Here is a 26,880-nt window from a genome sequence, read left to right as displayed (position 1 = left end):
GGCGAGCGCCGCGGCCGTCAGACGCCGGTGCCGCCCACGGTCAGGCCGGTGATCTTCAGCGACGGCTGGCCGACGCCGACCGGCACGCTCTGGCCGGCCTTGCCGCAGACCCCGATGCCCGGGTCGAAGTCGAAATCGTCGCCGATCATGGTCACCCGCGTCAGCGCCGAGGGCCCGTCGCCGATCAGCGTCGCGCCCTTCACCGGCGCGGTCACCTTGCCGTCCTCGATCAGGTAGGCCTCGGTGCACTGGAAGACGAACTTGCCGTTGGTGATGTCCACCTGGCCGCCGCCGAAGTTGGCGCAGTAGAGGCCGCGCTTGGTGGAGGCGATCATCTCCTCGCGCTTGGCGGTCCCGGCCAGCATGCCGGTGTTGGTCATGCGCGGCATGGGCATGTGCGCGTAGGACTGGCGCCGGCCGTTGCCGGTGGCTTGCAGCCCCATCAGCCGCGCGCTCATGCGGTCGTGCATGTAGCCCACCAGCACGCCGTCCTCGATCAGGATGGTGCGCTCGGTCGGCGTGCCCTCGTCGTCGATGGTCAGCGAACCGCGGCGGCCGGGGATGGAGCCGTCGTCGAACACCGTCACGCCCGGCGCGGCCACCCGCTCGCCGATGCGGCCGGAGAAGGCCGAGGTGCCCTTGCGGTTGAAGTCGCCCTCCAGGCCGTGGCCGACGGCCTCGTGCAGCAGCACGCCGTTCCAGCCGGGGCCCAGCACCACGTCCATCTCGCCGGCGGGGCATGGCACGGCGTCCAGGTTGACCAGGGCCTGGCGCAGGGCCTCGTCCACCTGCTCGCGCCAGCGCTCGGCCGTGATCCAGGTCTCGAAGCCGGCGCGGCCGCCGGCGCCGGTGTAGCCGCTCTCGCGGCGGCCGTCGCGTTCGACGGTCACCTGCACGTTGATGCGCGACAGCGGGCGCACGTCGCGCAGCAGCCGCCCGTCGGCCCGCAGCACCTCCACCACCCGGCGCTCGCCGGCCAGGGTGGCCATCACCTGGACCACCCGCGGATCGCGGGCGCGGGCCCAGGCGTCGATCTCCTGCAGGAGGGCGACCTTGTCGCCGAAGGCCGGGGAGGCCAGCGGGTCGTCCTCGCCGTAGAGCTTGGCGTTGGTGGCGCGGGGCGGCTCGGCGGCGACGCCCGAATAGCCGCGCTTGGCCAGGGCCGCCGAGTCGGCGGCGCGCGCGATGGCGGCCTCGGAGACCTCGCTGGAGTGGGCGTAGCCCGCCGTCTCGCCGGCCACGACCCGCAGGCCGAAACCCTCCGAGGAATCGTAGCTGGCCGACTTCAGCCGCCCGTCGTCGAACAGGAACGACTCGCTTTCCGAACGCTCGACGAACACTTCCCCGTCGTCGGCGCCGGCGAGCGCCTGGCCGAGCAGCTCGCGCGCGCGCTCGGGCTCGACGCCGGCGGATTCGAGAATGGACGGAGCGGGACTGTGGGCGTTCATGAGAAGCTTTCTAGGCTGACCGACCACAGATAGGGGCTAAGGCCCAGGGCGTCACCCTTCTAGGGGGAGTTGCGCCAATTTGGCCGGCGTCTGCGGCGGATCGTCTCAATGACGCAAGGCAAGCCTCCTAAACCATGCGGCCTAGGGGCCTCTAGCGCCTTGGCAATCCTCAGGAGAGCGCGTATGCACGCCCGCTGAGGGGCTGCTGATCGGCGTATCGATCGGGTCGGGCCCTTGGATCCAGTCGGCGGCGGCGAGTTGTCATCAGCGCGGCGCGGCCGGCCAAGCAGACCGAGGGGACATGAAGTCTAGGTTTCAGGGGATGCGGACGCTGGCGGCTGGGGCCGCTGCGGGCGCGATAGCGGCGTTCTGGGGCGTGTCCGCCCTGGCCGACGAGTTGCTGGGCCAGCCGACGCCCGGCGCGATCGACATGCAGCGGGGCGTCACGCCGCTGCGCGAAGACGCCATCTTCTTCCACAACGACATCCTGCTGCCGATCATCACGGGCATCGTGCTGCTCGTGCTGGGCCTGCTGATCTGGGTGATGGTCCGCTACAACAAGCGCGCCAATCCGGTTCCGGCGAAGTTCAGCCACAACACGACGGTCGAGGTGGTCTGGACCCTGGTGCCGGTGCTGATCCTGGTCTTCATCGCGATCTTCTCGTTCAAGCTGCTGTTCGCCTACAACGACATGCCCAAGCCCGACCTGACGGTGAAGGCGACCGGCTATCAGTGGTACTGGGGCTATGAGTACCCCGACCAGAAGATCTCCGAGTACATCTCCAACATCCTGCCCGAGGACGAAGCCAAGGCGAAGCATGTGCCCTATCGCCTGGCCGCGACCGAACCCCTGGTCATCCCGGTCAACAAGACGGTGCGCGTGCTGGTCACCGGCGCTGACGTGATCCACGCGTTCGCCGTGCCCTCCTTCGGCGTGATCATCGATGCGGTGCCCGGCCGCGTGAACGAAACCTGGATCAAGGCCGACCGCGTCGGCACCTTCTACGGCCAGTGCCGCGAGCTGTGCGGCATCGACCACGCCTTCATGCCCATCGAAGTGCATGTGGTGAGCCAGGCCGACTTCGACGCCTGGGTGGCCTCCAAGGGCGGCTCCATCGGCGGCGCCGACGCCGCCCCGCCGGCCGCGCCGGCCGCCGAAGCGGCTCCGGCCGAAGGCGCGCCCGCCGCCGAACCGACTCCGCCAGCGGCCGCCGCCACGACCGCTCCTGCGCCCGCAGCGACTTGATCCGAGGATAGCGTACGATGGCTCAAGCATCCGTCCACGATCACCACGACAGCCATGAGCATAAGCCGCCGTTCCTGGTGCGCTGGCTGTTCTCGACCAATCACAAGGACATCGGCACCCTCTACATCCTGTTCGCCATCATGGCCGGGATCGTGGGCGGCGCGCTGTCCGGCCTGATCCGCTGGGAGCTCGCCGAGCCGGGCATCCAGGTGTTCCGTCAGGGCTCGCTGCTCGACCACCTGGGCCTGATCGAAGCCTCCAAGCAGGGCTACAACGCGGTGGTGACGGCCCACGCCGTGATCATGATCTTCTTCATGGTCATGCCCGCCCTGATCGGCGGGTTCGGCAACTGGTTCGTGCCGATCATGATCGGCGCGCCGGACATGGCCTTCCCGCGGATGAACAACATCTCGTTCTGGCTGCTGGTGGCGGCCTGGATCATGCTGCTCACCTCGATGTTCGTGGACGGCGGTCCGGGCAGGGGCTTCGGCGGCGGCTGGACGATGTATCCGCCGCTCTCGACGACGGGTCACACCGGCCCGGCGATGGACTGCGTGATCCTGGCGCTGCACTTGGCCGGCGCCAGCTCGATCCTCGGCTCGATCAACTTCATCACCACCATCTTCAACATGCGCGCGCCGGGCATGACCCTGCACCGGATGCCGCTGTTCGTCTGGTCGGTGCTGGTGACGGTCTTCCTGCTGCTGCTCTCGCTGCCCGTGCTGGCCGGCGCGATCACCATGCTGCTGACCGACCGCAACTTCCACACCCACTTCTTCGATCCCGCCGGCGGCGGCGACCCGATCATGTACCAGCACCTGTTCTGGTTCTTCGGGCACCCTGAGGTGTACATCCTGATCCTGCCGGGCTTCGGCATCATCAGCCACATCGTCGCCACCTTCTCGAAGAAGCCCGTGTTCGGCTATCTGGCGATGGCCTACGCCATGGTCGCCATCGGCTTCATCGGCTTCATCGTGTGGGCCCACCACATGTACACCGTGGGCATGGGCATCAACCTGCGCGCCTACTTCGTGGCCGCCACGATGGTCATCGCGGTGCCGACCGGCATCAAGATCTTCTCGTGGATCGCGACGATGTGGGGCGGGTCGATCGACTTCAAGACGCCGATGCTGTTCGCGATCGGCTTCATCTTCCTGTTCACCATCGGCGGCGTGACCGGCGTGGTGCTGGCCAACGCCGGCGTCGACTACCAGGTGCACGACACCTACTACGTGGTCGCCCACTTCCACTACGTGCTGAGCCTTGGGGCGGTGTTCGCGATCTTCGCGGGCTTCTACTACTGGTTCGAGAAGATGTGGGGCGTGAAGTACCGCGAGTGGCTCGGCGCGACCCACTTCTGGATCATGTTCGTCGGCGTGAACCTGATCTTCTTCCCGCAGCACTTCCTGGGCCTGCAAGGCATGCCCCGGCGCTACATCGACTACCCGGACGCTTTCTACCTGTGGAACCATGTGTCGACGATCGGCTACATGATCACCGTGGTGGGCGTGGCCGTGTTCCTGATCATGCTCCTGGAAGCCGCCATCATGCGCCGCAAGGCCGAGGCCAATCCGTGGGGCGAAGGGGCGACGACGCTGGAATGGACCCTGTCCTCCCCGCCGCCGTTCCACCAATTCAACGAGCCGCCCGTGGTGAAGCCCGACCTTCACTAGGCGGGGCGCGCTTCTGATCTCAAAGGGGGCGTGGGCCGGCGACAATCCGGCGCGCGCCCCCGACTGCATTCGAGAGTATCCTTCGTGGCTATGACGCCCGCGATTTCGACCACCCGGACCCCCGCCACCTGGCGGGACTTCCTTCAGCTCCTGAAGCCCCGGGTGATGTCGCTGGTGGTGTTCACCGCCGTCACCGGCTTGGTGTGCGCCAACGCCCCGATCAGCCCGGTCCTGGGCGCGGTGGCGGTGTTCTGCATCGCCGTCGGCGCGGGCGCGTCGGGCGCGCTGAACATGTGGTACGACGCCGACATCGACGCCAAGATGCGCCGCACCCGCGGCCGTCCGGTGCCGGCGGGCCGGGTGCAGGGCGCCGACGCCCTGGCGCTGGGCGTGATCCTGTCGCTGTTCTCGGTGATGGTGATGGGCATGGCGGTCGGCTGGTTCGCCGCCGGGCTGCTCGCCTTCACCATCGTCTTCTACGCCGTCGTCTACACCATGTGGCTGAAGCGCTCGACGGCGCAGAACATCGTCATCGGCGGGCTGGCCGGCGCGCTGCCGCCGGTGATCGGCTGGGCGGCCGCCACGGGCGCGGCGCCGCTCAACGCCTGGCTGCTGTGCGCCATCATCTTCATGTGGACGCCGCCGCACTTCTGGGCGCTGTCGCTCTACACCAGCGAGGATTATCAGCGCGCGGGCGTGCCGATGATGCCGGTGGTGGCCGGCGCGGCCTCCACGCGCCGGCAGATCCTGATCTACAGCCTCCTGTTCGTGCCGATCTGCCTGGCGCCGGCCTTCACCGGCCTGGGCGGGGCGGTCTATCTGGGCGTGGCGGCGACCGGCGGCCTGGTGTTCCTGATCCTGGCCTGGCGGGTGTTCCGCAGCCATGCCGGCGAAAGCGCCGACGAGCGCAGGGACGACGGCCTCTACGACGTGCGGGCCGGGGCGCGCGACGCGCGCAACCTGTTCGCCTTCTCTATCCTCTACCTGACCCTCTTGTTCGCCACCCTGCTGGGCGAGCATCTGGTCGGTGCGCCTGCGCTGGAGCTTTTCTCGTGAGCGATCCCAATCGGGAGAACGACGCGGAGATGCGCGCGCGGCGGGGACGCAACATCGCCATCGCCCTGGGCCTGGGCCTCTTCGTGGTCCTGGTCTTCATTGTAACGCTTACCCGTCTTGGCGCGAATGTCCTCAACCGACCCTTCTGACCGCCCCACCCCGTCCACCGCAGCGCGGCGCAACAAGCGCGTGGCCGGCGTCGTCGCCGTCACCGCGATCGCCATGATCGGCATGGCCTTCGCCTTCGTGCCGCTCTACCAAAAATTCTGCCAGGTGACGGGGTTCGACGGGACGGTCAGCAAGGCGACCGCCGCGCCCACCAAGGTGCTGGACCGGACGCTGACGATCCGCTTCGACGCCAACACCCGCAACCTGCCGTGGGATTTCACCGCCGAGCAGACTTCGCAGGACGTGAAGATCGGCGCGACGTCCATGGCCTTCTTCAAGGTCACCAACCACGGCAAGAAGGCGATCACCGGCCGGGCCATCTACAACGTGGTGCCCGAGCAGGCCGGCGCCTACTTCCACAAGCTGCAGTGCTTCTGCTTCTCGGACCAGACGATCCAGCCGGGTGAAACCGTGGAGTTCCCGGTCGTCTACTTCGTCGATCCGGGCTTTGCGACCGACATCGACACCAAGGGAGAGCCCGAAGTGACGCTCTCCTACACCTACTATCCAGCCACCGACGCGCCGCCGCAGCAGGCCAGCGCCGATACGACGCCCCCGGCGTCGGCATCGGCCCTTGGCGGATAGCGTCAGGCGGGGCTATAGCACCGTGCGAGACTAGGCGTCGGGGGAGAGTCACAGGGCCCGGCGTCTGGACACAATGAGAGGGGTTAGGACCGAAATGGCCCACGAAGGCGTCAAACACGACTACCACCTGGTCAACCCGAGCCCGTGGCCGCTGGTCGGCTCCATGGCCGCCGTTGTCATGGCGCTGGGCGGGGTCATCTGGATGAAGGGCCTGTTCGGCCTGCCGCAGCACACCCCGTGGGTCTTCTTCATGGGCCTGGCCGGCGTGCTCTACACCATGGTCGGCTGGTGGTCGGACGTGGTGAAGGAAGCCAACGCGGGCGACCACACCCCGGTCGTGTCCATCGGCCTGCGCTACGGGATGATCCTGTTCATCGCCTCCGAGGTGATGTTCTTCGTCGCCTGGTTCTGGATCTTCTTCGAGATGGCGCTGTTCCATCATCACCGCACCCTGTCGGCGATCGAGGAAGTGCGCACGGCTTGGGCCACCTGGCCGCCGGCCGGCGTCGAGACCGTCGCCCCCTGGAACCTGCCGCTGGTCAACACCCTGACGCTGCTGCTCTCGGGCACCACGGTCACCTGGGCCCACCACGCGCTGCAGAAGGGCGACCGCCAGGGCGCCAAGATCGGTCTGGCCCTGACCATCTGCCTGGGCGTGATGTTCACCTCGATCCAGGCGTTCGAGTACCACCACATCCTTCAGCACAAGTACTTCTTCTCCGAGGAAGCGGCCAACGCCGGCCTCTACGGCTCGTCGTTCTTCATGGCCACGGGCTTCCACGGCTTCCACGTGCTGATCGGGACCATCTTCCTGACGGTCTGCCTGATCCGCCTGCTCGGCGGCGGCTTCACCCCCAAGCAGCACTTCGGCTTCGAGGCGGCGGCCTGGTACTGGCACTTCGTCGACGTGGTGTGGCTGTTCCTGTTCGCTTTCATCTACGTCATCTTCGGGGGCTCGGCGGGGGCCTGACCCCCCGTCGCGCGGAGGCCCGCATGTCCGGACACAATCCGCTTCTGGCGGGCCTCATGGGCCGCTGCCCCAACTGCGGGGAAGGCCACCTGTTCGAAGGCTTCCTGAAAGTCTCGGCCCAGTGCGAGGCGTGCGGCTACGACCTGCGCCGCGCCGATTCCGGCGACGGGCCGGCGGTGTTCGTGATCCTGATCGCCGGCTTCATCGTCGCTTTCGGCGCGCTCTTCCTGGAGTTCGCCGTGCACCCGCCGGTCTGGGTGCACCTGGTGGTCTGGCTTCCGGCCACCCTGATCATCTCGCTGGTCCTGCTGCGCCCGCTCAAGGGGATCATGCTGGCCGCCCAGTTCGCCAACAGGGCGTCCGAAGCCCGCCACGATGACTGAGCCGTCGGCCAAGCCGCCGGCGGGGGCGCCGGTCGGCCTGACGATCACGGTCATCATCGCGTTCTGCATCCTGATCTCGCTCGGCGTGTGGCAGCTCCAGCGCCTGAAGTGGAAGGAAGGCCTGCTCGCACGGATCGCCGCGCTGCAGGCCGCCCCTTCCCAGCCCATCGGCCCGGTGCTCGACCGGCTCTCCGGCGGCGCCGACGTGGGCTACACCCGCGTCACCGTGGTCTGCCCGGGCCTGGCCAAGGCGCGCTTCCTGCAGCTCTACGGCCTGAAGGACGGCGAGCCCGGCCAGCGGCTCGTCTCGGCCTGCGCGCTCGCCTCGGGCCCCTACGGCTCGATTCTGGTCGACCGGGGCTTCATCGACGACCAGGTCAAGGCGCGCCCGCCCGTCGATCCGGCGGACCGCACGCCGCTGGAGCTGACCGGCGTGCTGCGCATGCCCGACAAGCCCACCTTCGTCACGCCCGCCAACGAGCCGGCGTCCAACCACTGGTACTCGCGCGACGTGCCGGCCATGGCCAAGATGCTGGACGCCCCGCGGCCGGCCCCGGTGTTCCTGATGGCGGAGACCGCGACGAATCCGGACTGGCCGCAACTGACGCCGGCGCCCGTGCCGACCGACATTCCGAACCGCCACTTCGAGTATGCGCTCACCTGGTTCGGCCTTGCCGCGGCCCTGATCGGCGTCTATGCCGCCCAGCTCTGGAATAGGCGGAAGGGCTGATGCGCTACGTTTCCACGCGGGGAGAGGCGCCCGCGGTCGGCTTCATCGACGCGGTCCTGGCGGGCCTTGCGCCCGACGGCGGCCTCTATGTGCCGGAGACCTGGCCGAGCTTCACGGCCGAGGAGATCGCCGCCTTCGCCGGCCGGCCCTACGCCCAGGTCGCGGCCGAGGTGCTCTCGCGCTTCACCGGAGACGAGATCGAGCGCGAGGTCCTGGAGGACATGTGCGTGGAGGCCTACGCCTCCTTCACCCACGCCGCCGTGGTCCCGCTGGTGCAGCTCACGCCGAAGGTCTTCATGGCCGAGCTGTTCCACGGGCCGAGCCTGGCCTTCAAGGACGTGGCGATGCAGCTCCTGGCGCGGCTGTCCGACCACGTGCTGGGCGCGCAGAAGCGCAGCCAGACGATCCTGGCGGCCACCTCGGGCGACACGGGCGGGGCCGCGGTGGAGGCTTTCCGCGGCCGGTCCAACACCCGCATCGTCGTGATGTTCCCCGAGGGCGGCATCAGCGAGGTGCAGCGCCGCTTCATGACCACCGCCGCCGAGGACAACGTGCGCTGCGTGGCCGTGTCCGGCACCTTCGACGATTGTCAGGCGATCCTGAAGACGGCCCTGGCCGACGGCTCGCTCAAGCAGCGCGTCGGCCTGTCGGCGGTCAATTCGATCAACTTCGCGCGCATCGTCGCCCAGTCGGTCTACTACTTCACCACCGCCGTGGCGCTCGGCGCGCCCGAGCGGCGGATCGTCTTCGCCGTGCCCTCCGGCAACTTCGGCGACGGCTTCGCCGGCTACGTGGCCAAGCAGATGGGCCTGCCGATCGAGCGCATCGTGGTGGCGACCAATTCCAACGACATCCTGGCCCGCGCCTTCCAGGAAGGCCGCTACGCCCGCGGGGCGGTCACGCCCACGCAATCGCCGGCCATGGACATCCAGTCGGCGTCGAACTTCGAGCGGCTCTATTTCGAGACCGTGCGCCGCGACGGCCTGGAGACCGCCCGCGCCTTCAAGGCCTTCGCCGAGGCCGGCTCGTTCGACATCCCGCCGCAGGCCCTGACGACCATGCGCGAGACCTTCACCGGCGTGGCGGTCAGCGAGGGCGACACCGCCCGCACCATGCTGGCCACCTTCAACGAGACCGGCGAGCTGATCGACCCGCACACGGCGGTGGCCGTGGCCGCCCAGGGCCGCGTGGCCGACCTGCCGACGCCCGTGGTGGTGCTCTCCACCGCCCACGCCGCCAAGTTCCCCGAGGCCGTGCAGGCGGCGACGGGCGAGGCGCCGAAGGTTCCGCGCGCGGCGGTCGCGCTCGCCGGCAAGCCGGAGCGCTTCGACCGGCTTCCGGCCGACGCCGAGGTGGTCAAGGACTATGTCCTCGCCTTTGCGGAAAGCTGATCCGCCAGCCCCGCGCGTCCACACCCTGGCCAATGGCGTCCGGGTGATCTGCGATCCCATGCCCGGCCTCCAGACCGTGGCGCTGTCGGTGGTGGCCGGGCGCGGCGCCCGCTTCGAGGACGCCGCCCGCTCGGGCTGGTCGCACCTTCTGGAGCACATGGTGTTCAAGGGCGCCGGCGGCCGTTCGGCGCGCGACATCGTCGAGGCGATCGAGGGCCAGGGCGGCCAGATCAACGCAGCCACCGGCTATGAGCGCACCAGCTTCCAGGTGCGGGCGCTGGAAGGCGGCCTCGACCTGGGCATGGCCGTGGTCGCCGACCTGGTGCTGCGCCCGACCATGGACGCGGCCGACCTCGTCCGCGAGAAGCAGGTGGTGGGCCAGGAGATCGCCGAGGCCGCCGACGCGCCGGACGATCTGGTCTTCGAGATGGCCCAGCAGGCGGCCTTCGCCGACCATCCGCTGGGCCGCTCGATCCTGGGCGTCGAGGCCTCCATCGGCACGGCCCAGCCGGACACGCTGGAAGCCTGGCGCGCGGCGCTCTACGCCCCCGAGGCCCTGGTGGTCAGCGCGGCCGGCGCGGTCGACGAGGACGAGCTCCTGGCGCTGGCCGAGCGCGACTTCGGCGGCGCGCTCGCCGGGCCGGCGACGCCGGCCCCGCCGCCGGTGAGCTTCCAGGGCGGCGTGCGCGCCCAGGCCAAGACGCTGGAACAGGCCAACCTCGTCTTCCTCCTGCCCGCCGTGGGCCTCACCGATCCGGACTACTTCGCCCTTCGCCTGTTCGCCGAGATCCTCGGCGGCGGCATGGCCTCGCGCCTGTTCCAGGAGGCGCGCGAGCGCCGGGGCCTGGCCTACGCTGTGGACGCCTACGCCGACACCTACGCCGACGGCGGGGTCCTGGGCGTGTTCGCCGGCTGCGCGGCCAAGGACGCGGCCGAGCTCGCCAGGGTCGCCGCCGGCGAGATCGAGGGCCTGGCCGCCTCGGTGGAGGGCGCTGAACTCGCCCGCGCCAAGGCCCAGCTCAAGGGCTCGATGTTCATGGCCCGCGAGCAGCCGGCCTCCCGCGCCGAGCAGGCCGCCGGCCAGGCGCTGCTGTTCGGCCGCACGCTTTCGGCAGCCGAGGTGGCCGAGCGGATCGAGGCCGTCGAGCCCGCGGACCTGGCCCGCCTGGGCGAGCGGCTGCTGGGCGGCAAGGTCTCGGCCGGCGCCGCCCTGGGGCCGCGCGCGGCGCTGAAGGCCGTGGAGGCGTTCCATCGCGGCCTGTTCGGTTGACGGCCCGGACTTGACGCGCGGCCAATAACGGAGACGTTTCGGTCCATGGCATTGCTGGACTGGATGGCGCCCGAAAGCGGCTTGCGGATCGACGGGGAGGGCGTGCGTTTGCGCCCGCCGCGCGCGGTCGACTACCCGGAGTGGCGTGATCTGCGCAGCCGCTCGCGTGAATTCCTGCAGCCCTGGGAGCCGACCTGGCCGGCCGACGACCTGAGCCGGGCGGCCTTCCGCCGGCGCCTGGCCGCCTACGCCCGCGACCGGGAGGTGGGCGCGGCCTATCCCTTCTTCGTCTTCCGCGCCGAGGACGGCATGCTCACCGGCGGGGTGACGCTTTCCAACGTGCGCCGCGGCGTGGCCCAGATGGCCTCTGTGGGATACTGGTGCGGCCAGCCCTTCGCGCGGCGCGGCTACACCCTCGCGGCGGTCAGGGCTGCGGCCGGCTTCGCCTTCCGCGCGCTCGCCCTGCACCGGCTGGAGGCGGCCTGCCTGCCGCACAACACGCCCTCGCGCAGCCTGCTCGCCAAGGCCGGCTTCGAAGAGGAGGGGCTGGCGAAGGCTTATCTGAAAATTAACGGCGTTTGGCGAGATCATGTCCTGTTCGGCATGGTTTCCACGCTGCCTGCTAGCGACGAGCCGGACATGGGTGTTTCGGTCTGACCGGCGGCCTCGCCGCGGTCGAAATGTGGGACCATGGCGAACGAGCGCTGGATCTGGGACGCCACGACGACGCTCGAGGCGTTGGGGGCCGCTGACGTGGCTCTGTGGTTCTGGGAGCCCGAACGCGATCGCCTGCTGCTGACCGGCGCCTCGCGCGCCCTGGGCCTTGGGCCGCTCGCCCCGGAATGCTCCTCGGCCGCGCTGCGCGCGCTCGTCCTGCCGCAGGACCGCGCCTTCGCCGACGACATCCTGCGCGTCCAGGAACCGGGCTCGGAGATCGCCGTGCGCATGCGCATGCGCGGCTCGGGCATGTGCATCTGGCGCGGCGTCTGGCTGGAGGAAGGGGTGCGCGCCGCCGGCGTCGTGGCGCCCGAGACCAAGTTCGCCGCCTCCGACCTCGACCCGCTCACCGGCCTCTTGGACCGGCGCAGCTTCGTGGCCCGCGCGCGCGAGCGCCTGCAGACCCCGGGCGCGCACGAGCTGGTGGTGGCCGACCTGGACCGCCTGCGCCGGCTTAACGAGGCGCTCGGCCATGAGCGCGCCGACCTGGTGCTGGCCGCTCTCGGCTCGCGCCTGGCCGCGGCCTTCCCGCCCGGCGCGCTGCTGGCCCGCGTGGGCGAGGACGAGTTCGCCGTCCTGACCCAGGTCTCCAGCCTTAGGGCCGCGGAGACCCTGCGCGCGGCGCTGGAGCAGCCGCTGCGCATCGCCGGCTTCGACATCCATCCCACCCTGTCCATCGGCGCGGTGGAAGCCCATGGCGGCGAGGAGGCGCCCGAGGCCGCCGAACTGCTGCGCCGGGCCGAACTGGCGGTGGAGGCGGCCAAGAGCGGCGGCCGCGGCGGGGCGGCCGCCTACGGCCGCTCGCTGGAAAGCGACGGGCTCTCGCGCCTGGCGCTGGAGGGCGACCTGCGCGGCGCCCTGGGCCGCGGCGAGCTGACACCCTTCTACCAGCCCATCGTGCGTCTCTCGACGGGAGCCCTCTCCGGCTTCGAGGCCCTGGTGCGCTGGCGCCACCCCCGGCGGGGCCTGCTCACGCCCGACCAGTTCCTGCCCCTGTGCGAGGAGATGGGGCTGATGAGCGACCTGGGGGCGCACATGATGCGAGAAGCCTCCAAGCAACTGGCGACCTGGCGGCGCAACCACCACGACGCCGGCGAGCTGACCGTGGCGGTGAACCTCTCCACCGGCGAGATCGACCGTCCCGACCTGGTGTCCGACGTCACCCGCATCCGCCGCGAGACGGGCCTACCCCCCGGCGCGCTGAAGCTGGAGGTGACCGAGGGCGACGTCATGCGCGATCCGGAGCGCGCGGCCATCGTGCTGCGCAACCTGCGCGAGGCCGGCGCGGCCCTGGCGCTGGACGACTTCGGCACGGGCTTCTCCTCGCTGTCGTACCTGACGCGCCTGCCCTTCGACACGCTGAAGATCGACCGCTACTTCGTGCGCACCATGGCCACCAACGAGGGCTCGGCCAAGATCGTCTCTTCAGTGGTCAAGCTCGGCCAGGACCTGTCGCTGGAGGTGGTCGCCGAGGGCGTCGAGAACGCCGGCATGGCCCGCCAGCTCCTGTCGCTCGGCTGCGACTACGGCCAGGGCTTCGGCTACGCCCCCGCGCTCAGCGCCCAGGAGGCCGAAGTCTATCTCAACGAAAGCTATGTGGACGGCGCCGCGCCGGTGAAGCTGCGCGGCTGAAGTCACGCCCACTTCGCGGGGACGGGCGGAGCGCCTAGGCCTGCCCGGCCTGGGACGTCAGGAACTTCGGATCGATGCCCAGCTTGGCGAGCGCGCGCGCCCACTTGGCCTCGTGGTCGGCGCCGAAGATCAGCTCCTCGTCGGGCTCGCAGGTGAGCCAGACGTTGTGGCGGATCTCGTCCTCCAGCTGGCCCGCGCCCCAGCCGGCGTAGCCCAGCGCCATCAGCGCCCGCCGCGGGGCGTGGTCGTGGCTGGCGATGGCGGTCAACACGTCGCGGGTGGCGGTGAGCGCCACGCCCGGCGCCACGGCCAGGCTGGCCTCGGGCGCCTCGTAGTCGTCGGTGTGCAGCACGAAGCCGCGCTCGCGCTCCACCGGCCCGCCCACCAGCACCGGCTCCTGCGGCGACTCGCCCGTGGAGGGGATGTCCAGCCGCTCGAGCAGGTCGGGCAGGGTGAGGCCCTCCACCGGCCGGTTAACCGCCAGGCCCATGGCGTGCTCCTCGTCGTGGGCGCACACCAGCACCAGCGCCCGTTCGAATCGCTCGTCGCCGATGCCGGGCATGGCGATCAGCATCTGCCCCGAGAGGAAGCCTTCATGAGCCGGCGATGGGGAGGGATCAGTCGCCATGATTCGAGATTTGAGCCTGATCGCGGCGCTTTCAAGTCGTAATGACGTTGGAGCTGTTGCGGCGCGTCGCCGCGTTGTTATGTGCATCACCGCCATCCCCAGCGAGGAAACGACCATGACCATCAAAGTCGGCGACAAGATCCCTGCCGCGACCCTGACCGCAGCGACGCCCGAGGGGCCGCGCCCGCTTTCCACCGACGAGATCTTCAAGGGCAAGACCGTGGCGCTGTTCGCCGTGCCCGGCGCCTTCACGCCGACCTGCTCGGCCAAGCACCTGCCGGGCTTCAAGGACAAGGCTGGCGACATCAAGGCCAAGGGCGTCGACACCATCGCCTGCCTGTCGGTCAACGACGCCTTCGTGATGAAGGCCTGGGGCGAGAACCAGGGCGTGGGCGATTCCATCCTGATGCTCGCCGACGGCAACGGCGACTTCACCCGCGCGGTCGGGCTGGAGCTGGACGGCAGCCGCTTCGGCATGGGCCCGCGCTCCCAGCGCTACTCCATGATCGTCGAGGACGGCGTGGTGAAGGAGCTCAACGTCGAGGAAGGCGGCGAGTTCAAGGTCTCCTCGGCCGACTACCTCCTGGCCCAGCTCTAGGCGGCGCGCCGGCCGTCATGCAGTTGACGGCCGGCCCAATCCCGGCGCCAAATCCTCCCAACGAGATAAGGACTGCGGGAGGAAGACCATGGCCTATGTGGAGGGCTACACGGTCCATGACGCGGATTCGCACGTCATGGAGCTGCCGGGAACGATCGACGGCTTCCTGGAGGCCAGGTACCGCAAGGCCTTCATCGAGCACGCCAGGAAGGATCGCGACCTCGCCTGGGCCGACAAGGCACGCGCCATGCAGGCCGATCCCGCCTTCCGCGCCGGCGACGAGGCCAACCTCCTCCTGCGCAAGAACCATCAGGCCCTGGGCGCCTTCCTGAAGCACGACCGGCCGAAGACGCTGGACCTGTTGGGCTTCGCCAGCCAGCTCGTCTTCACCACCGAGGCGCTCGGCAACTACGGCCTTGAGGAAAGTGGCGACGTGGAGCTGGCCCTGGCGGCGGCCGAGGCCCACAACCGCATGATGGCCGATTTCTGCTCGGTGGACCGGCGGCTCCTGGCCACCGGCTACGTGCCCCTGGTCGACCGCGCCCGCGCCCCGCAGATCGCCCGGCGCGCCATCGAGATGGGGGCCAAGGGCCTGATCATCCCCTCGCGCCACCCGCCGGGCCATTCGCCCAGCCATATCGAGCTCGATCCCCTCTGGGCGCTGGCGCAGGAGGCCGGCCTGCCGATCCTCTTCCACGTCGGCGGCGAGGAGAAGATGCACTGGTCCTACGCCAAGACCGGCCTGCCGCAGGTGCTGGACTTCCACGGCGGGGCCGAGAACTTCACCTCCACCAGCTTCATGACCATCCCGCTGTCGGTGTGGCAGACCATGGCGGTGCTGATCATCGACGGGGTGCTCGACCGCTTCCCGAACCTGATGTTCGGCGCCATCGAGCTGGGGGCCTCCTGGGCGCCGAGCTGGATGAAGTTCATGGACTCGGCCGCCGCCGCCTTCGGCAAGGAAGAGCGCCTGCAGAAGCTCTCCGCCAAGCCCAGCGAGATCGCCCGGCGCCAGTTCCGCCTGACGCCCTATCCGCACGAGGACGTCTCCTGGATCATCCAGAACACGGGCGAGGAGATGCTGCTGTTCTCCTCCGACTTTCCGCACGTGGAGGGCGGGCGCAATCCGCTCAAGCGCTTCAACGAGTCGCTCGAAGGCGTGAGCGAAAGCGCGCGCCGCCGCTTCTACCGCGACAACTTCATCGACCTGATGGGCAAGGGCCTGGACCCGGCGCTGTACGACGCGCCCGCGCTGGCGGCGGCTTAGGGCTCCGGCCGGCCGCCGGCCCGCCAAGTGTCATCCCGCAAAGCGCGCAGCGCTTGTGCGGGACCCATGAACGCGGCGGGTGGCGGGCAGTGCTCCGTCGTTCCGCCTCGCGCTGCTCCGAGGTAGTGTTGGCGCGTGCCGTATTTCGTCTACATCCTGGCGAGCCGACGCCATGGCACGCTCTACGTCGGCGTGACCAACGACGTGGTTAGGCGAACAGCCGAGCACAAAGCCAAGGAAGCAAGAGGCTTCACCAAGCGCTATGGCGTCGACCGCCTCGTCTGGTGGCTGGAGTTCGGGCAGGTCGACGAGGCGATCGCCTTCGAAAAGAAGCTCAAGCGCTGGCGGCGCGAGTGGAAGATCAATCTGATCGAGAGGGAAAATCCCGACTGGAGCGATCTCTATCCCGCGCTGGCGGCGCCCTAGGCGGCGATGTCCGTGCTCATGGGTCCCGCACTTGCGCGCCTCCGGCGCTCCATGCGGGATGACACGCCAAGGATATCGCCCTCCCCCTACGCCCCCATCGCCTCGGGGGTCATGGCTTCAAGGTCGGCGGCGCCGTCCATGACGGCGTCGGCCAGGCCGCTCGCCTGGGCCAGGACTTGGGCGGAATAGACGCGCGCCAGGGCCGAGCGGTTCTTCGACCAGGCGTCGTCGCCGTCGGCGGCCAGGGCCTCCAGGCCGAGGATCCAGCCGCCCGCCACGTCGCCGGCCAGCTTCAGGTAGGGCGTGGCGCCGGACAGGGCGTCCGGTCCCTTGTGGGCGATGATCCAATCGGTGGCGCGTTCCAGGGCCGCGGCGCCGGCGTCCAGCCGCGCGCCGACGCTCTCCAGCCCCGGAGCGGCCTTGAGCCGGCCGGCCACGGCCGTGATGTCGGCGATCAGGGCGCGCATGGCCGCCCCGCCGTCCAGCGTCACCTTGCGGCCGATCAGGTCCATGGCCTGGATGCCGTTGGTGCCCTCGTAGATCGGCAGGATGCGGGCGTCGCGATAGTGCTGGGCCGCGCCGGTCTCCTCGATGAAGCCCATGCCCCCGTGGATCTGCACGCCCATCGAGGCCACCTCGACGCCGATGTCGGTGGACCAGCCCTTGGCGATGGGCGTCAGCAGGTCCTGGCGGGCCTTGGCGGCGGCGCGGACGGCCTCGTCCTTGGCCAGGTGGCCGAGGTCGGCGAGCACGCCGGTGGTCAGGCAGACGCCCCGCGCGGCCTCGATCTTGGCCTTCATCAGCATCAGCGAGCGGCGCACGTCCGGATGGCCCCAGATCATGCCGTCCGCGTTCCAGGCGGCGCGGCCCTGCTTGCGCTCCTGCGAGAAGGCCAGCGCCTGCTGATAGGCCCGCTCGGCGATGGCCACGCCCTGCACGCCCACCTGCAGGCGCGCGGCGTTCATCATCACGAACATGTGGGCCAGGCCCTCGTTGGCGGTCCCGACCAGCTCGGCCTTGGCCCCCTCGAACAGCATCACGCAGGTGGGCGAGGCGTGGATGCCCAGCTTGTGCTCGATGGAGCCGGGGCGCAGGTCGTTGGGCGCCCCGAGGCTCCCGTCGTCGTTCACCAGGTACTTGGGCGCCAGGAACAGGCTGATCCCCTTCACGCCGGGCGGGGCGTCGGGCAGGCGCGCCAGCACCAGGTGGCAGATGTTGTCGGCCGCGTCGTGGTCGCCCCAGGTGATGAAGATCTTCTGGCCGGTGATGCGGTAGCCGCCTTCGCCGTCGGGCTCGGCGCGGGTGGTCACGGCGGCCAGGTCCGAGCCGGCCTGGGGCTCGGTCAGGTTCATGGTGCCGGTCCACTCGCCGCTGACCAGCTTGGGCAGCACCAGCCGCTTCTGGCGCTCGGTGCCGTGCAGGTCCAGCGCCTCGATGGCGCCCTGGGTCAGCATCGGGCACAGGCCGAAGGCCATGTTCGAGGCGTGCACCATCTCGAACACCGCCAGCTCCATGGCCTTGGTCAGGCCCTGGCCGCCATATTCGGGATCGGCCGCCAGCGAGTTCCAGCCGCCGGCCACGAACGCCTTGTAGGCGTCGGCGAAGCCCGGCGCGGCGGTGACCTTGCCGTTGGCGTAGGTCGCGCCCTTCTGGTCGCCGACGCGGTTCAGCGGAGCCAGCTCCTGCTCGACGAAGGCGCCCGCCGCTTCCAGCACCGCGGCCACGGTCTCCTCGTCCAGCTCCGGAAAGGCGGCGGCCATCAGGTCGGAGTGGCCGACGGTCTTCAGCGCGAAGGCGAGGTCGCGGGTGGGGGCGCGGAACGACATGCAGGACTCCTCGTCGAGATCGGGGCTATTTAGGCCAAGCTGGGCGGGTGGCCAAACCTCATGCGCGCCGCGACGGACGGGCGCGCTCAAGGAGATGTCCATGAGGCGCATTGCGATCGCAACATTGGCGATTACATTTCTGGGCGCGACATCCGTCGCGGCCAAGCCGGTCAGCCAGGATCCGGCGCAGGTTCCGGCCGGCCACTACGAGCTGGACCCGCGTCACGCCGCCCTGACCATGAAGGTCGCCCACCTGGGCGGATTTTCGAGATTCACGATGCGCTTCGAGAAACTGAGCGGCGGCTTCGACTACGACCCGGCCGTCTACGGTCAGACCAAGGCGACCATCACCATCGACCCGGCCTCGATCCGCACCAACGTGCCGGGCTTCGACGAACAGCTCGCCGGGCCGCACTACTTCGACGCCAAGGATCACCCGGAGATCACCTTCGTGACGACCGGGATCGTCCCGGAGGACGGCGGCGCCGGCAAGATCACCGGCGACCTGACCTTCCTGGGCGTGACCAAGCCCGTCACCCTGGACGTGGTGTTCAACGGGGTGGGGCCGGGCCTGCTCGGCGCGGGGACCCGCATGGGCTTTTCCGGAACCGGCGAGATCAAGCGCTCGGACTTCGGCCTGACCACCGCCAGCGCCTTCGCCGGCGACACCGTGGACCTCGATATCGAGGTCGAGTTCGTGAAGAAGTAGAGTGTCCATGAAAGACGTCGCCGCCCCGCCGCGGGCCAGCGCAAGCCGCTATTCGACCGTGGCCATCGTCCTGCACTGGACGATCGCCGCGCTGATCATCCTGCAGGTCGCGCTCGCCGGCCGCATGGAAGGCCCGGCCAGCCCCCAGGTCTTCGCGATCATCCAGTTGCACAAGTCGATCGGCATCACCGTGCTGTTGCTCAGCCTGGCCCGCCTGGGCTGGCGGCTGGTCCACCGGCCGCCGCCGGAGACCTACCCCCTGGCGCGCTGGGAGAAGGGGCTCGCCCACGCCGTCCACTGGGGCTTCTACCTGATCATGATCGGCATGCCGCTGACCGGCTGGCTGATGGTCTCGGCCAGCAAGCTGCCGATCCCGACCCTGCTCTACGGCGCGGTTCCCTGGCCGAACCTGCCGGGCTTCGCCGGCATGGACGCGGCGGCCAAGCACGTCTGGCATGAGATCGGCGAGGTCGGCCACGGCGTCCTCGCCAAGGGGGTGTGGGTGCTGTTCGCGCTGCACGTGGCCGGCGCCCTGAAGCACCAGCTCTTCAAGCCCGGCGAGCCGGTGCTGGCGCGCATGGCGCCCGGCGCGGTGGTGGGCCGCTGGTTCGATCCGCGGCTGATCGCCATCGCCCTCGGCTTCGTCGCGGTGGTCGCCTTCGGCCGGCTGGTGACGCCGCCGCTGGCCCACACCTCGGCCGCCCCGCCGCCCGCCGCCCCCGCGGCCGAGCCCGAAGCGCCGGCGGCGACGGCGGAACCCGCCGCGGAAGCCGCGCCGGCCGAGCCCGAGCCCGCGCCGGAGAAGGCCGCGCCGGTGGAGGAGAAGGCGGCCGCCGCGCCGCAGCCCGCCAAGCCCTCGGCCTGGGCCATCGCGCCGGGCTCCACGCTCGGCTTCTCCACCACCTGGGGCGACCAGGCCATCGAGGGCCGCTTCAAGACCTGGAGCGGCGACATCGTCTTCAGCCCCGACGCCCTCGACCAGTCGAAGGTGTCGATCAGCATCGACCTGTCGTCGGCCGACACCGGCGACACCCAGCGCGACGCCATGCTGCCCAGCCCCGACTGGTTCGACGCGGCGGGCCATCCCAAGGCGACCTACGCAGCCGACCGCTTCGAGGCCAAGGGCGGCGGCAGGTACGTGGCCAAGGGCAAGCTCACCCTGCGCGGCGTGACCCGTCCGCTGGACCTGCCCTTCACCCTGAAGATCGACGGCGACAAGGCCGCCGTCAGCGGTGTAACCACCCTCGACCGCACCGCATTCGGCGTGGGACAGGGCGAGTGGCAGAGCACCGACCAGATACCCGCCAGGGTGAAAGTGAGCGTGAACCTGAAGGCGACCCGGCGCTGAACGCGGCGGTCGAGGCGCTCGCCGCCGGCCGGCTGGTGATCCTGCCCACCGAGACGGTCTACGGCCTGGCCGCCGATGCGGGCGACCCGCGGGCGGTGGCGGCGATCTACGAGGCCAAGGGCCGGCCGAGCTTCAACCCGCTGATCGCCCACGTGGCCGACCTGGCGGCGGCCGAGAAGATCGCCCGCTTCGACGCGCGCGCCCGCGCCCTCGCCGAGCGCTTCTGGCCGGGGCCGCTGACGCTGGTGCTGCCGATCGCCGACCCGGCCGCCGTCTGCGACCTCGCGCGCGCCGGGCTGGACACCGTGGCCGTGCGCGCGCCGGGCCATCCGGTGGCGCACGCGGTGCTGGCGGCCTTTGGCGGTCCGGTCGCCGCGCCCTCGGCCAACCGCTCGGGCCGGCCGAGCCCCACCACCCTGGCCGACGCCCGGGAAGAGACCGGCGAGGCTGCGGCCGCCTTCTTGGACGGCGGGCCCTGCGCAGTGGGCCTGGAGTCCACCGTCGTCGCCCTGGTCGACCAGCCGCGCCTGTTGCGGCCCGGCGCGGTCACCCGCGAGGAGATCGAGGCGGTGATCGGCCCGCTCGCCGAGGCCGAGGCCGACGCCAAGCGCTCGCCTGGGCGGCTGGCGCGCCACTATTCGCCGAACGCCCCGGTGCGGCTGAACGCCGATGGGCCCGGTCCGGGCGAGGCCTTCCTGGCGTTCGGTTCGGGCGCGCCGGAAGGGCCGCTCGTCTGGAACCTCAGCCCCGCCGGCGATCCGGCCGAGGCGGCGGCCAACCTCTTCGCGTTCCTGCGCGCCGCCGACCGTGCGAGCCCGGCCGCCATCGCCGTCGCGCCGATCCCGGACACGGGCCTCGGCGAGGCGATCAACGACCGCCTGCGCCGCGCCGCGGGCTTTGTGGGCTAGGTCCGCGAGGACTAGACTGGCGCTCATGACCGTCACCGTCCCCGCCGATGTCATCTCCCGCCTGAAGGCCGTGCTGGGCGAGGGCGGCTGGAGCCAGGACCCCGAGCGCCTGGCGCCCAAGCTGGTGGAATGGCGCGACCGCTGGAGCGGGACGACGCCGCTGCTGGCCCTGCCGCGCGCCACCGCCGAGGTCGCCGCCGTGATCGGGATCTGCGCCGAATCCGGCGTGGCGGTCACGCCCCAGGGCGGCAACACCGGCCTGGTCGGCGGCCAGATCCCGCAGGGCGAGATCCTGCTGTCCACCGAGCGGATGCGCGCCGTCCGCGACGTGGCGCTGCTGGACGACGTGATCGTGGCCGAAGCCGGCTGCACCCTGGCCGCCGTGCACGAGGCGGCGCTGGAGAAGCGGCGGCGCTTCCCCCTGAGCCTCGCCTCCGAAGGCAGCGCCACCATCGGCGGGCTGGTCTCTACCAACGCCGGCGGCACGGCGGTGCTGCGCTACGGAACCATGCGCGACCTGGTGCTGGGCCTGGAGGCGGTGCTGCCCAACGGCGAGGTGTGGAATGGTCTCAAGCGCCTGCGCAAGGACAACACCGGCTACGACTTCAAGCAGCTCCTGATCGGCGCGGAGGGCACCTTGGGCGTGGTCACCGCCGCCAGCCTGAAGCTCTTCCCGATCCTCGCCTCGCGGGCCGTGGCCATGGCCGGGATCGACAGCCCCGCCGCCGCCATCCAGCTCCTGGCCCGCGCCAAGGAGGAGGCCGGCGGCGCGGTGGAGGCCTTCGAGCTGATGGGCCGGCGCGGCGTCGATTTCGCCCTGAAGAACATCCCCGGCATGCGCGATCCCCTGGCCGACCACTGGCCGTGGTACGTGCTGATCGAGATCGCCTCGGGCGAGCCCGGAACCGCCGAGGCGGCCATGGAGCGGCTGCTGGCCAAGGCGATGGAGGACGGGCTGGTGCGCGACGCCGCCATCGCCCAGACCGAGACCCAGGCGACCGCCTTCTGGGCCCTGCGCGAGAACCAGTCCGCCGCCCAGAAGCCGGAGGGCGCGACCTGGAAGCACGACGTCTCCGTGCCGGTCAGCCGGGTCGCCGAGTTCCTCGACCGCGCCACCGCGGCCATGGAGGCCTTCGTCCCCGGCTGCCGCGTCACCGCCTTCGGCCACGTGGGCGACGGCAACATCCACTACGACGTCATCCGGCCCGAGGGCGGCGACAACGCGGTCCACTCGGCCCGCCGCGACGAGGGCTCGCGGAAGGTGCACGACATCGTCGCCGAACTGGGCGGCTCGATCAGCGCTGAGCATGGCCTGGGGGCGATGAAGACCGCCGAGGCCCTGCGCTACAAGAGCCCGGTGGAGGTCGAGGCCCTGCGCGCCGTTCGCCGCGCCCTAGACCCCAAGCGCATCATGAATCCCAGGGTGCTGTTCTAGCTCTGGGCGATCGGCCCGTCCGGGCGATGAACTTTTCGTGGGGCCTTGGAAATGTGTCGGCGGCCCGCCTATGGGTAGCGCCATGCTTCTGGTCCTGTCTCCCGCCAAGGCGCTGGATTTCACGCCGCCCGAGACGCTCGCGCCGTTGAGCGCGCCGCAAATGTCCAAGGACGTGGCCGAGCTGGCCAAGGTCACGCGCAAGCTGACCGCCCGCGAGCTCAAGGGGTTGATGTCGCTGTCGGACAACCTGGCGGCCCTGGCGCATGAGCGCTTCCAGGCGTTCGATCCGAAGAGCCCGGACGGGCTGCAGGCGGCCTTCGCCTTCAACGGCGACGTCTACATGGGCCTGCAGGCGCGCACCCTGGACGCGTCCGCCCTGGAATGGGCCCAGGATCATGTGCGGATCCTCTCCGGCCTCTACGGCGTCCTGCGGCCGATGGACGTGATCCAGCCCTATCGTCTGGAGATGGGCAGCCGGGTGCGCACCCGGCGCGGCTCCAGCCTCTACGACTTCTGGGGCGACCGGATCGCCAAGGTGCTCAACGAGGCGGCCGCCGGCCACGCCGACCGCACGCTGGTGAACGTGGCCAGCGGCGAGTACTTCGGCGCGGTCGATCGCCGCGCGCTGAAACTGCCGGTGCTCACCATCCGCTTCCTGGAGGAGAAGGACGGCGAGGCGCGCATCGTCTCCTTCTTCGCCAAGCGCGCGCGGGGGCTGATGGCCCGCTACGCCATCGACAACCGCATCGACCGGGTCGACGGGCTGAAGGATTTCGACCTGGCCGGCTACAGCTACCAGCCGTCCCGCTCCAGCGGCGACGAGTGGACCTTCGCGCGCCGCCAGCCGGTCCCGGCGGCGGCCTGATCGGCGGGGCCGCGCGCGCTCGGGCCTTGACGGAAGCGCCGTAAGCAGGGCCTTTCCTGCCTCGAACAAATGTTTGAGCGGAGGAAGCGCGCATGGCCTTCAAGCCATTCGATCTGACGGGCAAGGTGGCCCTGGTGACCGGCGGCAACGGCGGCATCGGTTTCGGCATGGTCGAGGCGCTCGCCCAGGCCGGCGCCGACGTGGTGATCTGGGGCTCCAATCCCACGAAGAACGCCGACGCCGAAGCCAGGCTGAAGGACGCCGGCGTGCGCGTGATGACCCAGGTGGTCAACGTCGCCGACGAGGCGGCCGTGACCGCCGCCATGGCCGAGGCCGTGGCCAAGATGGGCCGCATCGACACGGTGATCGCCAACGCCGGCGTCGGCGGCGGGGCGAGCTCGTTCTCCGAGTTCCCCACCGAGACCTATCGCAAGGTGCTGTCGGTGAACCTGGACGGGGTGTTCTTCACCTTCCGCGAGGCCTGCAAGCACATGGTGGCCCGCTCGATGGACGGCGACCGCGGCGGCTCGCTGGTGGTGGTCTCCTCGCTTTCGGCGCGCAGCGGGGCGGCCCGCAACGAGGCCTACGCCGCGACCAAGGGCGCCGTGCTGCCGATGATGAAGGCCATCGCCGTGGAGCACGCGCGCTACGGCATCCGCGCCAATTCCATCCTGCCCGGCTGGATCGCCACCGACATGACCAGCGGCGCGCAGGACAACGACAAGTTCAACGAGCGGGTCATCGGCCGCGTGCCGATGCGCCGCTGGGGCGAGCCGGCCGACTTCGGCGGCATCGCGGTCTACCTGGCGTCGGACGCCTCGTCGTTCCACACGGGCGACGAGTTCCTGATCGACGGCGGCTACGCCATCTTCTGATCCGAAGTGACGCGGCGTCACGGTTTCCAAGCCGCGGCGCCGGCGCCATCCTCCCGGGCAAATCGTTTCGGGAGGACGACATGGGCCTGCACACGCCGCTTTGCGATCTGCTGGGGATCAAGCATCCGATCATGCTGGCCGGCATGGGCGGGGTGTCCTATGCCGAGCTGGCCGCGGCGGTGACCAACGCCGGCGGCTACGGCGTGCTCGGCATGGCCGGGCAGGGGCCGGACTTCATCCGCGAGCAGATGCGCAAGGTGCGCAAGCTCACCGACGGCCCGTTCGGCGTCGACCTGCTGGCCGCCTCGCCGGAGAGCCTGACGGCCTCGGTGGACGTGATCATCGAGGAAGGCGCCTCCAGCTTCATCGCGGGCCTGGGCGTGCCTATGCCGATCCTGGAGAAGCTGAAGAAGGCCGACCTGAAGGTCATGGTCGTCTGCGGGGCGGTGAAGCACGCGGTGAAGGCCGAGCAGGCCGGCTGCGACGCGGTGATCTGCCAGGGCGGCGAGGGCGGCGGCCACACCGGCCTGGTCGGCACCATGCCCCTGGTCGCCCAGGCGGTGGAGGCGGTCAACGTGCCGGTGGTCGCGGCCGGCGGCATCTACGACGGCCGGGGTCTGGCCGCGGCCCTCGCGCTGGGCGCGGTGGGCGTGTGGATGGGCACGCGCTTCATCGCCAGCGCCGAGGCCCATTCCGGCGATCTCTACCGCGAGACCATCGTGGCGGCGACCGACGAGGACACGGTCCGCACCCGCTGCTACTCGGGCAAGCCCATGCGCGTGAAGAAGAACCCCTATGTCGCCGACTGGGAAAGCCGGCCCGGCGACATCCAGCCCTTCCCGCAGCAGGCGATCCTGTCCAGCCGCGCCGGGGTGATGGGCGGCATCGGCGGCCAGATCGAGGGGCTGGACGCGGACAAGTCCTGCTTCGCCATGGGCCAGTCGGCCGGCGGCGTGCATGACGTGCGCCCGGCCGGCGACATCGTTCGCGGCCTGGTGGCCGAGGCCGAGATGGCGCTCGCCACCGCCTCGGCCTTCCGCACGAAGGCGAAAGTCTAACGGTACGGTCGACACTTGCGGAGAGTTGAGGCGATCGCTGAAGTGGCGGGATTGAACTCTCGTACCTCTGCCGACATTGCCTGACTCTTCCCGGTTATCGAACCGGGGGGGCAGGGCAACCTTGTGTGACGGTTCGCGGGGAAACGCCCCAACGCTGGAATCCTCTAGTCCTCATGCAATTCAGCCAGCGTGTTGGCGAGGTTCCAAGACCGAACATGTGATTGCCGGAGGTCGGCCTCCGGTGGAGAGCAGTTCGTTGGAAGGCCCTGTTCACGCGAGCCGGGTGAACAGGGCCTGCCGCCACTTTCGCGCTAGTTTCCGTTTGCCTCCAACCGAAGCTGGTGTGAACCTAGTAGAAATATTTCGTCGCTGATGCCGTGACCGGAAGCGGCGTTGGACCTTGTTGGCTGAGAACATTGGGGAATTGCCATGACGAAAGCCGAACTGGTCGCGGCGATCGCAGAGCGGGCGGGCATCACTAGAAGTCAGGCGAAGGACGCCCTTGAGGCGTTCATCGACAGTGTTACGAGTTCCCTGAAGGAGGGCGAAGAGGTCCGCCTCGTCGGCTTCGGCTCGTTTGTGCCCGTATCCCGCGCCAGCGGCGTCGCGCGAAATCCTCGTACTGGTGAGACCGTTCGTCGTCCTAAGACTACGACTGCTCGTTTCCGCGTCGGCAAAAGCCTAAGGGCCACGCTCGGCCCGCATGGCACCGGAAGTGGGGCGGACGACTAGGTGAAGCTCCCGTTCGATTTCGCCAACAAACTGCTCCTGCGCCTGGTGCTGCCGGGAGCGTTGCTTGCCGCGACCTTCTGGCCGGTACTGATCGCCGTTACAGAGCAATTGCAGATCGAAGTCGATGACAAGGTGCTGGCGCCGATCGCTATTATCGCCTTTGGATGGCTCATGCTGTTTTTGGATATGCCCCTCTACATGCTCGCTGAGGGCCGCCGTTTCTGGCCGGAAAAGCTAAAGGCATGGTGTATCGCTCGGCAGGCAAAGCGTCTGCGAGCCCTTCAAGACATGCGCCGGACGCTATCTGGGCAAGCTCAGATCGAGATTGATCTGCAGATCCGTACGTTTCCGATCGATAAATCGGGCAATTCAACTGCGCTGTACCCGACGCGATTGGGAAATCTCATTCACGCACAGGAATCATATCCAGATCGAAAATATGGAATCGACGGCGTCTTCGCCTGGTACAGGCTTTGGGTGTCTGTCGATAAAGATCTTCGGGCCGAGCTCGACGATCAACAGGCCATCGTCGATAGCGCGCTCTATGCTTCATTCGTCGCCGGCCTCGCTGCGGTGGCTTGCGGCGCTTACGCCCTAATTCGGACGACAACGGGGGACAGGGTGCTTGGGAGCTTGCCGTCAGGGTGCGTCCTCCTCGCACTCGCTGTGGTCTGTATTGTTGTGGGGTGGCTCCTCTACAACGCGTGCGTCATGGCCCAAGCGCAATATGGCGAGATCTTCTGCGCGCTCTTCGATCAGAACGTCGAAAAGCTCAAATTTGAATTGGTGCTTGCAGAACTCGCACGGGCCTTCTCAGATCCTGCTCTCGCGTCGGCGCCGGCTCGGCTGCGCGCTCAATCAGCGATCCGATTTTTAAAATACCATAAGTATAGGCCAATCGGTCAGTCGGTGAACCTCGACATCCGAGAGTGGTGA

27 protein-coding genes are annotated in these 26,880 nt (G+C 69.6%); 24 read left to right on the top strand and 3 right to left on the bottom strand.

Annotated features, from left to right (window positions below):
• Window positions 1–17: 17 nt before the first annotated feature.
• Window positions 18–1,448: a metalloprotease TldD gene (gene tldD / locus ACE3TA_RS09930; RefSeq protein WP_374573091.1), complete on the bottom strand. Its 1,431-nt coding sequence runs from the start codon at window positions 1,446–1,448 to the stop codon at window positions 18–20.
• A 301-nt stretch (window positions 1,449–1,749) separates the two neighbouring features.
• On the opposite strand from tldD, the gene coxB reads away from it, so the two are divergent.
• The 12 genes from coxB to ACE3TA_RS09870 all read left to right on the top strand — a co-directional run bounded on the left by coxB (window position 1,750) and on the right by ACE3TA_RS09870 (window position 13,269).
• Window positions 1,750–2,694, top strand: a complete 945-nt coding sequence (coxB, locus tag ACE3TA_RS09925) for a cytochrome c oxidase subunit II (RefSeq protein ID WP_374573089.1) — start codon at window positions 1,750–1,752, stop codon at window positions 2,692–2,694.
• 17 nt (window positions 2,695–2,711) lie between these two features.
• Window positions 2,712–4,367 carry a cytochrome c oxidase subunit I gene (ctaD, locus tag ACE3TA_RS09920; RefSeq protein WP_374573087.1) on the top strand — a complete coding sequence of 552 codons (1,656 nt, stop codon included), beginning with the start codon at window positions 2,712–2,714 and terminating at the stop codon, window positions 4,365–4,367.
• A gap of 90 nt (window positions 4,368–4,457) precedes the next feature.
• The gene (gene cyoE / locus ACE3TA_RS09915) at window positions 4,458–5,423 is read left to right on the top strand and encodes a heme o synthase (protein ID WP_374573677.1); all 966 of its coding nucleotides are present in this window, start codon (window positions 4,458–4,460) and stop codon (window positions 5,421–5,423) included.
• Window positions 5,424–5,452: 29 nt separating this feature from the next.
• Window positions 5,453–5,572, top strand: coding sequence for a hypothetical protein (locus tag ACE3TA_RS09910; RefSeq protein WP_374573675.1), 120 nt, complete (start codon window positions 5,453–5,455; stop codon window positions 5,570–5,572).
• Complete coding sequence (locus ACE3TA_RS09905; RefSeq protein WP_374573085.1) at window positions 5,550–6,176, top strand: cytochrome c oxidase assembly protein; 627 nt, start codon at window positions 5,550–5,552, stop codon at window positions 6,174–6,176. The genes ACE3TA_RS09910 and ACE3TA_RS09905 overlap by 23 nt, the downstream gene beginning before the upstream one ends.
• 94 nt (window positions 6,177–6,270) lie before the next feature.
• Window positions 6,271–7,146, top strand: coding sequence for a cytochrome c oxidase subunit 3 (locus ACE3TA_RS09900; protein WP_374573083.1), 876 nt, complete (start codon window positions 6,271–6,273; stop codon window positions 7,144–7,146).
• 23 nt (window positions 7,147–7,169) lie between these two features.
• Window positions 7,170–7,529: a DUF983 domain-containing protein gene (locus ACE3TA_RS09895; protein WP_374573081.1), complete on the top strand. Its 360-nt coding sequence runs from the start codon at window positions 7,170–7,172 to the stop codon at window positions 7,527–7,529.
• Entirely contained in the window at window positions 7,522–8,259 is a 738-nt protein-coding gene (locus ACE3TA_RS09890; protein ID WP_374573079.1) for an SURF1 family protein, read from the top strand. Before ACE3TA_RS09895 ends, ACE3TA_RS09890 begins: the two co-directional genes overlap by 8 nt.
• The gene (gene thrC / locus ACE3TA_RS09885; protein WP_374573077.1) at window positions 8,259–9,650 is read left to right on the top strand and encodes a threonine synthase; all 1,392 of its coding nucleotides are present in this window, start codon (window positions 8,259–8,261) and stop codon (window positions 9,648–9,650) included. Before ACE3TA_RS09890 ends, thrC begins: the two co-directional genes overlap by 1 nt.
• Before the next feature lie 58 nt (window positions 9,651–9,708).
• Entirely contained in the window at window positions 9,709–10,920 is a 1,212-nt protein-coding gene (locus tag ACE3TA_RS09880; protein ID WP_374573673.1) for a M16 family metallopeptidase, read from the top strand.
• A gap of 45 nt (window positions 10,921–10,965) precedes the next feature.
• Window positions 10,966–11,577: a GNAT family N-acetyltransferase gene (locus ACE3TA_RS09875; RefSeq protein WP_374573075.1), complete on the top strand. Its 612-nt coding sequence runs from the start codon at window positions 10,966–10,968 to the stop codon at window positions 11,575–11,577.
• Window positions 11,578–11,610: 33 nt separating this feature from the next.
• On the top strand, window positions 11,611–13,269 hold the full coding sequence (locus ACE3TA_RS09870; RefSeq protein WP_374573073.1) for a putative bifunctional diguanylate cyclase/phosphodiesterase: 1,659 nt from the start codon (window positions 11,611–11,613) through the stop codon (window positions 13,267–13,269).
• Between the two features lie 34 nt (window positions 13,270–13,303).
• Here the strand turns inward: ACE3TA_RS09870 and ACE3TA_RS09865 are convergent, their stop codons facing one another.
• A complete protein-coding gene (locus ACE3TA_RS09865) occupies window positions 13,304–13,897 on the bottom strand; it encodes a YqgE/AlgH family protein (protein WP_374573071.1) in 594 nt (197 codons plus the stop codon).
• A gap of 115 nt (window positions 13,898–14,012) precedes the next feature.
• Here ACE3TA_RS09865 and ACE3TA_RS09860 point away from each other — a divergent pair, with 115 nt between their 5' ends.
• From ACE3TA_RS09860 to ACE3TA_RS09850, 3 genes are all read left to right on the top strand, one after another.
• Window positions 14,013–14,495 (top strand): peroxiredoxin, encoded by a 483-nt coding sequence (locus tag ACE3TA_RS09860; protein ID WP_374573069.1) that lies wholly within the window; start codon window positions 14,013–14,015, stop codon window positions 14,493–14,495.
• A gap of 88 nt (window positions 14,496–14,583) precedes the next feature.
• The gene (locus ACE3TA_RS09855; protein WP_374573067.1) at window positions 14,584–15,762 is read left to right on the top strand and encodes an amidohydrolase family protein; all 1,179 of its coding nucleotides are present in this window, start codon (window positions 14,584–14,586) and stop codon (window positions 15,760–15,762) included.
• A gap of 135 nt (window positions 15,763–15,897) precedes the next feature.
• Window positions 15,898–16,188, top strand: coding sequence for a GIY-YIG nuclease family protein (locus ACE3TA_RS09850; RefSeq protein ID WP_374573065.1), 291 nt, complete (start codon window positions 15,898–15,900; stop codon window positions 16,186–16,188).
• An 86-nt stretch (window positions 16,189–16,274) separates the two neighbouring features.
• Here the strand turns inward: ACE3TA_RS09850 and ACE3TA_RS09845 are convergent, their stop codons facing one another.
• Window positions 16,275–18,014, bottom strand: a complete 1,740-nt coding sequence (locus tag ACE3TA_RS09845) for an acyl-CoA dehydrogenase (protein WP_374573063.1) — start codon at window positions 18,012–18,014, stop codon at window positions 16,275–16,277.
• 100 nt (window positions 18,015–18,114) lie between these two features.
• Between ACE3TA_RS09845 and ACE3TA_RS09840 the strand changes: the two genes are divergently transcribed.
• The 9 genes from ACE3TA_RS09840 to ACE3TA_RS09800 all read left to right on the top strand — a co-directional run bounded on the left by ACE3TA_RS09840 (window position 18,115) and on the right by ACE3TA_RS09800 (window position 26,880).
• Window positions 18,115–18,723: a YceI family protein gene (locus tag ACE3TA_RS09840; protein WP_374573061.1), complete on the top strand. Its 609-nt coding sequence runs from the start codon at window positions 18,115–18,117 to the stop codon at window positions 18,721–18,723.
• Between the two features lie 7 nt (window positions 18,724–18,730).
• Window positions 18,731–20,071, top strand: a complete 1,341-nt coding sequence (locus tag ACE3TA_RS09835) for a YceI family protein (RefSeq protein ID WP_374573059.1) — start codon at window positions 18,731–18,733, stop codon at window positions 20,069–20,071.
• Complete coding sequence (locus tag ACE3TA_RS09830; protein ID WP_374573671.1) at window positions 20,068–20,979, top strand: L-threonylcarbamoyladenylate synthase; 912 nt, start codon at window positions 20,068–20,070, stop codon at window positions 20,977–20,979. Before ACE3TA_RS09835 ends, ACE3TA_RS09830 begins: the two co-directional genes overlap by 4 nt.
• A 25-nt stretch (window positions 20,980–21,004) precedes the next feature.
• Window positions 21,005–22,414, top strand: coding sequence for an FAD-binding oxidoreductase (locus ACE3TA_RS09825; protein ID WP_374573057.1), 1,410 nt, complete (start codon window positions 21,005–21,007; stop codon window positions 22,412–22,414).
• Between the two features lie 82 nt (window positions 22,415–22,496).
• The gene (gene yaaA / locus ACE3TA_RS09820; RefSeq protein WP_374573055.1) at window positions 22,497–23,279 is read left to right on the top strand and encodes a peroxide stress protein YaaA; all 783 of its coding nucleotides are present in this window, start codon (window positions 22,497–22,499) and stop codon (window positions 23,277–23,279) included.
• 92 nt (window positions 23,280–23,371) lie between these two features.
• Complete coding sequence (locus ACE3TA_RS09815) at window positions 23,372–24,154, top strand: SDR family NAD(P)-dependent oxidoreductase (RefSeq protein WP_374573053.1); 783 nt, start codon at window positions 23,372–23,374, stop codon at window positions 24,152–24,154.
• A 47-nt stretch (window positions 24,155–24,201) separates the two neighbouring features.
• Window positions 24,202–25,212, top strand: coding sequence for an NAD(P)H-dependent flavin oxidoreductase (locus tag ACE3TA_RS09810; RefSeq protein WP_374573669.1), 1,011 nt, complete (start codon window positions 24,202–24,204; stop codon window positions 25,210–25,212).
• Between the two features lie 429 nt (window positions 25,213–25,641).
• Window positions 25,642–25,944, top strand: a complete 303-nt coding sequence (locus ACE3TA_RS09805) for an HU family DNA-binding protein (protein WP_374573051.1) — start codon at window positions 25,642–25,644, stop codon at window positions 25,942–25,944.
• Window positions 25,945–26,880: a hypothetical protein gene (locus ACE3TA_RS09800; protein WP_374573049.1), complete on the top strand. Its 936-nt coding sequence runs from the start codon at window positions 25,945–25,947 to the stop codon at window positions 26,878–26,880.

Origin of the sequence: Phenylobacterium sp. (assembly GCF_041916435.1) — a bacterium.
Lineage (GTDB): Bacteria > Pseudomonadota > Alphaproteobacteria > Caulobacterales > Caulobacteraceae > Phenylobacterium.
Note: the sequence above shows the minus strand (reverse complement) of the source record. Positions and strands in the feature narration are given on the sequence as shown.

Bases quoted from the DNA above. Each gene is read 5' to 3' on its own strand.
- tldD (WP_374573091.1), bottom strand. From the start codon at position 1,448: ATGAACGCCCACAGTCCCGCTCCGTCCATTCTCGAATCCGCCGGCGTC.
- coxB (WP_374573089.1), top strand. From the start codon at position 1,750: ATGAAGTCTAGGTTTCAGGGGATGCGGACGCTGGCGGCTGGGGCCGCT.
- ctaD (WP_374573087.1), top strand. From the start codon at position 2,712: ATGGCTCAAGCATCCGTCCACGATCACCACGACAGCCATGAGCATAAG.
- cyoE (WP_374573677.1), top strand. From the start codon at position 4,458: ATGACGCCCGCGATTTCGACCACCCGGACCCCCGCCACCTGGCGGGAC.
- ACE3TA_RS09910 (WP_374573675.1), top strand. From the start codon at position 5,453: ATGCGCGCGCGGCGGGGACGCAACATCGCCATCGCCCTGGGCCTGGGC.
- ACE3TA_RS09905 (WP_374573085.1), top strand. From the start codon at position 5,550: ATGTCCTCAACCGACCCTTCTGACCGCCCCACCCCGTCCACCGCAGCG.
- ACE3TA_RS09900 (WP_374573083.1), top strand. From the start codon at position 6,271: ATGGCCCACGAAGGCGTCAAACACGACTACCACCTGGTCAACCCGAGC.
- ACE3TA_RS09895 (WP_374573081.1), top strand. From the start codon at position 7,170: ATGTCCGGACACAATCCGCTTCTGGCGGGCCTCATGGGCCGCTGCCCC.
- ACE3TA_RS09890 (WP_374573079.1), top strand. From the start codon at position 7,522: ATGACTGAGCCGTCGGCCAAGCCGCCGGCGGGGGCGCCGGTCGGCCTG.
- thrC (WP_374573077.1), top strand. From the start codon at position 8,259: ATGCGCTACGTTTCCACGCGGGGAGAGGCGCCCGCGGTCGGCTTCATC.
- ACE3TA_RS09880 (WP_374573673.1), top strand. From the start codon at position 9,709: ATGCCCGGCCTCCAGACCGTGGCGCTGTCGGTGGTGGCCGGGCGCGGC.
- ACE3TA_RS09875 (WP_374573075.1), top strand. From the start codon at position 10,966: ATGGCATTGCTGGACTGGATGGCGCCCGAAAGCGGCTTGCGGATCGAC.
- ACE3TA_RS09870 (WP_374573073.1), top strand. From the start codon at position 11,611: ATGGCGAACGAGCGCTGGATCTGGGACGCCACGACGACGCTCGAGGCG.
- ACE3TA_RS09865 (WP_374573071.1), bottom strand. From the start codon at position 13,897: ATGGCGACTGATCCCTCCCCATCGCCGGCTCATGAAGGCTTCCTCTCG.
- ACE3TA_RS09860 (WP_374573069.1), top strand. From the start codon at position 14,013: ATGACCATCAAAGTCGGCGACAAGATCCCTGCCGCGACCCTGACCGCA.
- ACE3TA_RS09855 (WP_374573067.1), top strand. From the start codon at position 14,584: ATGGCCTATGTGGAGGGCTACACGGTCCATGACGCGGATTCGCACGTC.
- ACE3TA_RS09845 (WP_374573063.1), bottom strand. From the start codon at position 18,014: ATGTCGTTCCGCGCCCCCACCCGCGACCTCGCCTTCGCGCTGAAGACC.
- ACE3TA_RS09840 (WP_374573061.1), top strand. From the start codon at position 18,115: ATGAGGCGCATTGCGATCGCAACATTGGCGATTACATTTCTGGGCGCG.
- ACE3TA_RS09835 (WP_374573059.1), top strand. From the start codon at position 18,731: ATGAAAGACGTCGCCGCCCCGCCGCGGGCCAGCGCAAGCCGCTATTCG.
- ACE3TA_RS09825 (WP_374573057.1), top strand. From the start codon at position 21,005: ATGACCGTCACCGTCCCCGCCGATGTCATCTCCCGCCTGAAGGCCGTG.
- yaaA (WP_374573055.1), top strand. From the start codon at position 22,497: ATGCTTCTGGTCCTGTCTCCCGCCAAGGCGCTGGATTTCACGCCGCCC.
- ACE3TA_RS09815 (WP_374573053.1), top strand. From the start codon at position 23,372: ATGGCCTTCAAGCCATTCGATCTGACGGGCAAGGTGGCCCTGGTGACC.
- ACE3TA_RS09805 (WP_374573051.1), top strand. From the start codon at position 25,642: ATGACGAAAGCCGAACTGGTCGCGGCGATCGCAGAGCGGGCGGGCATC.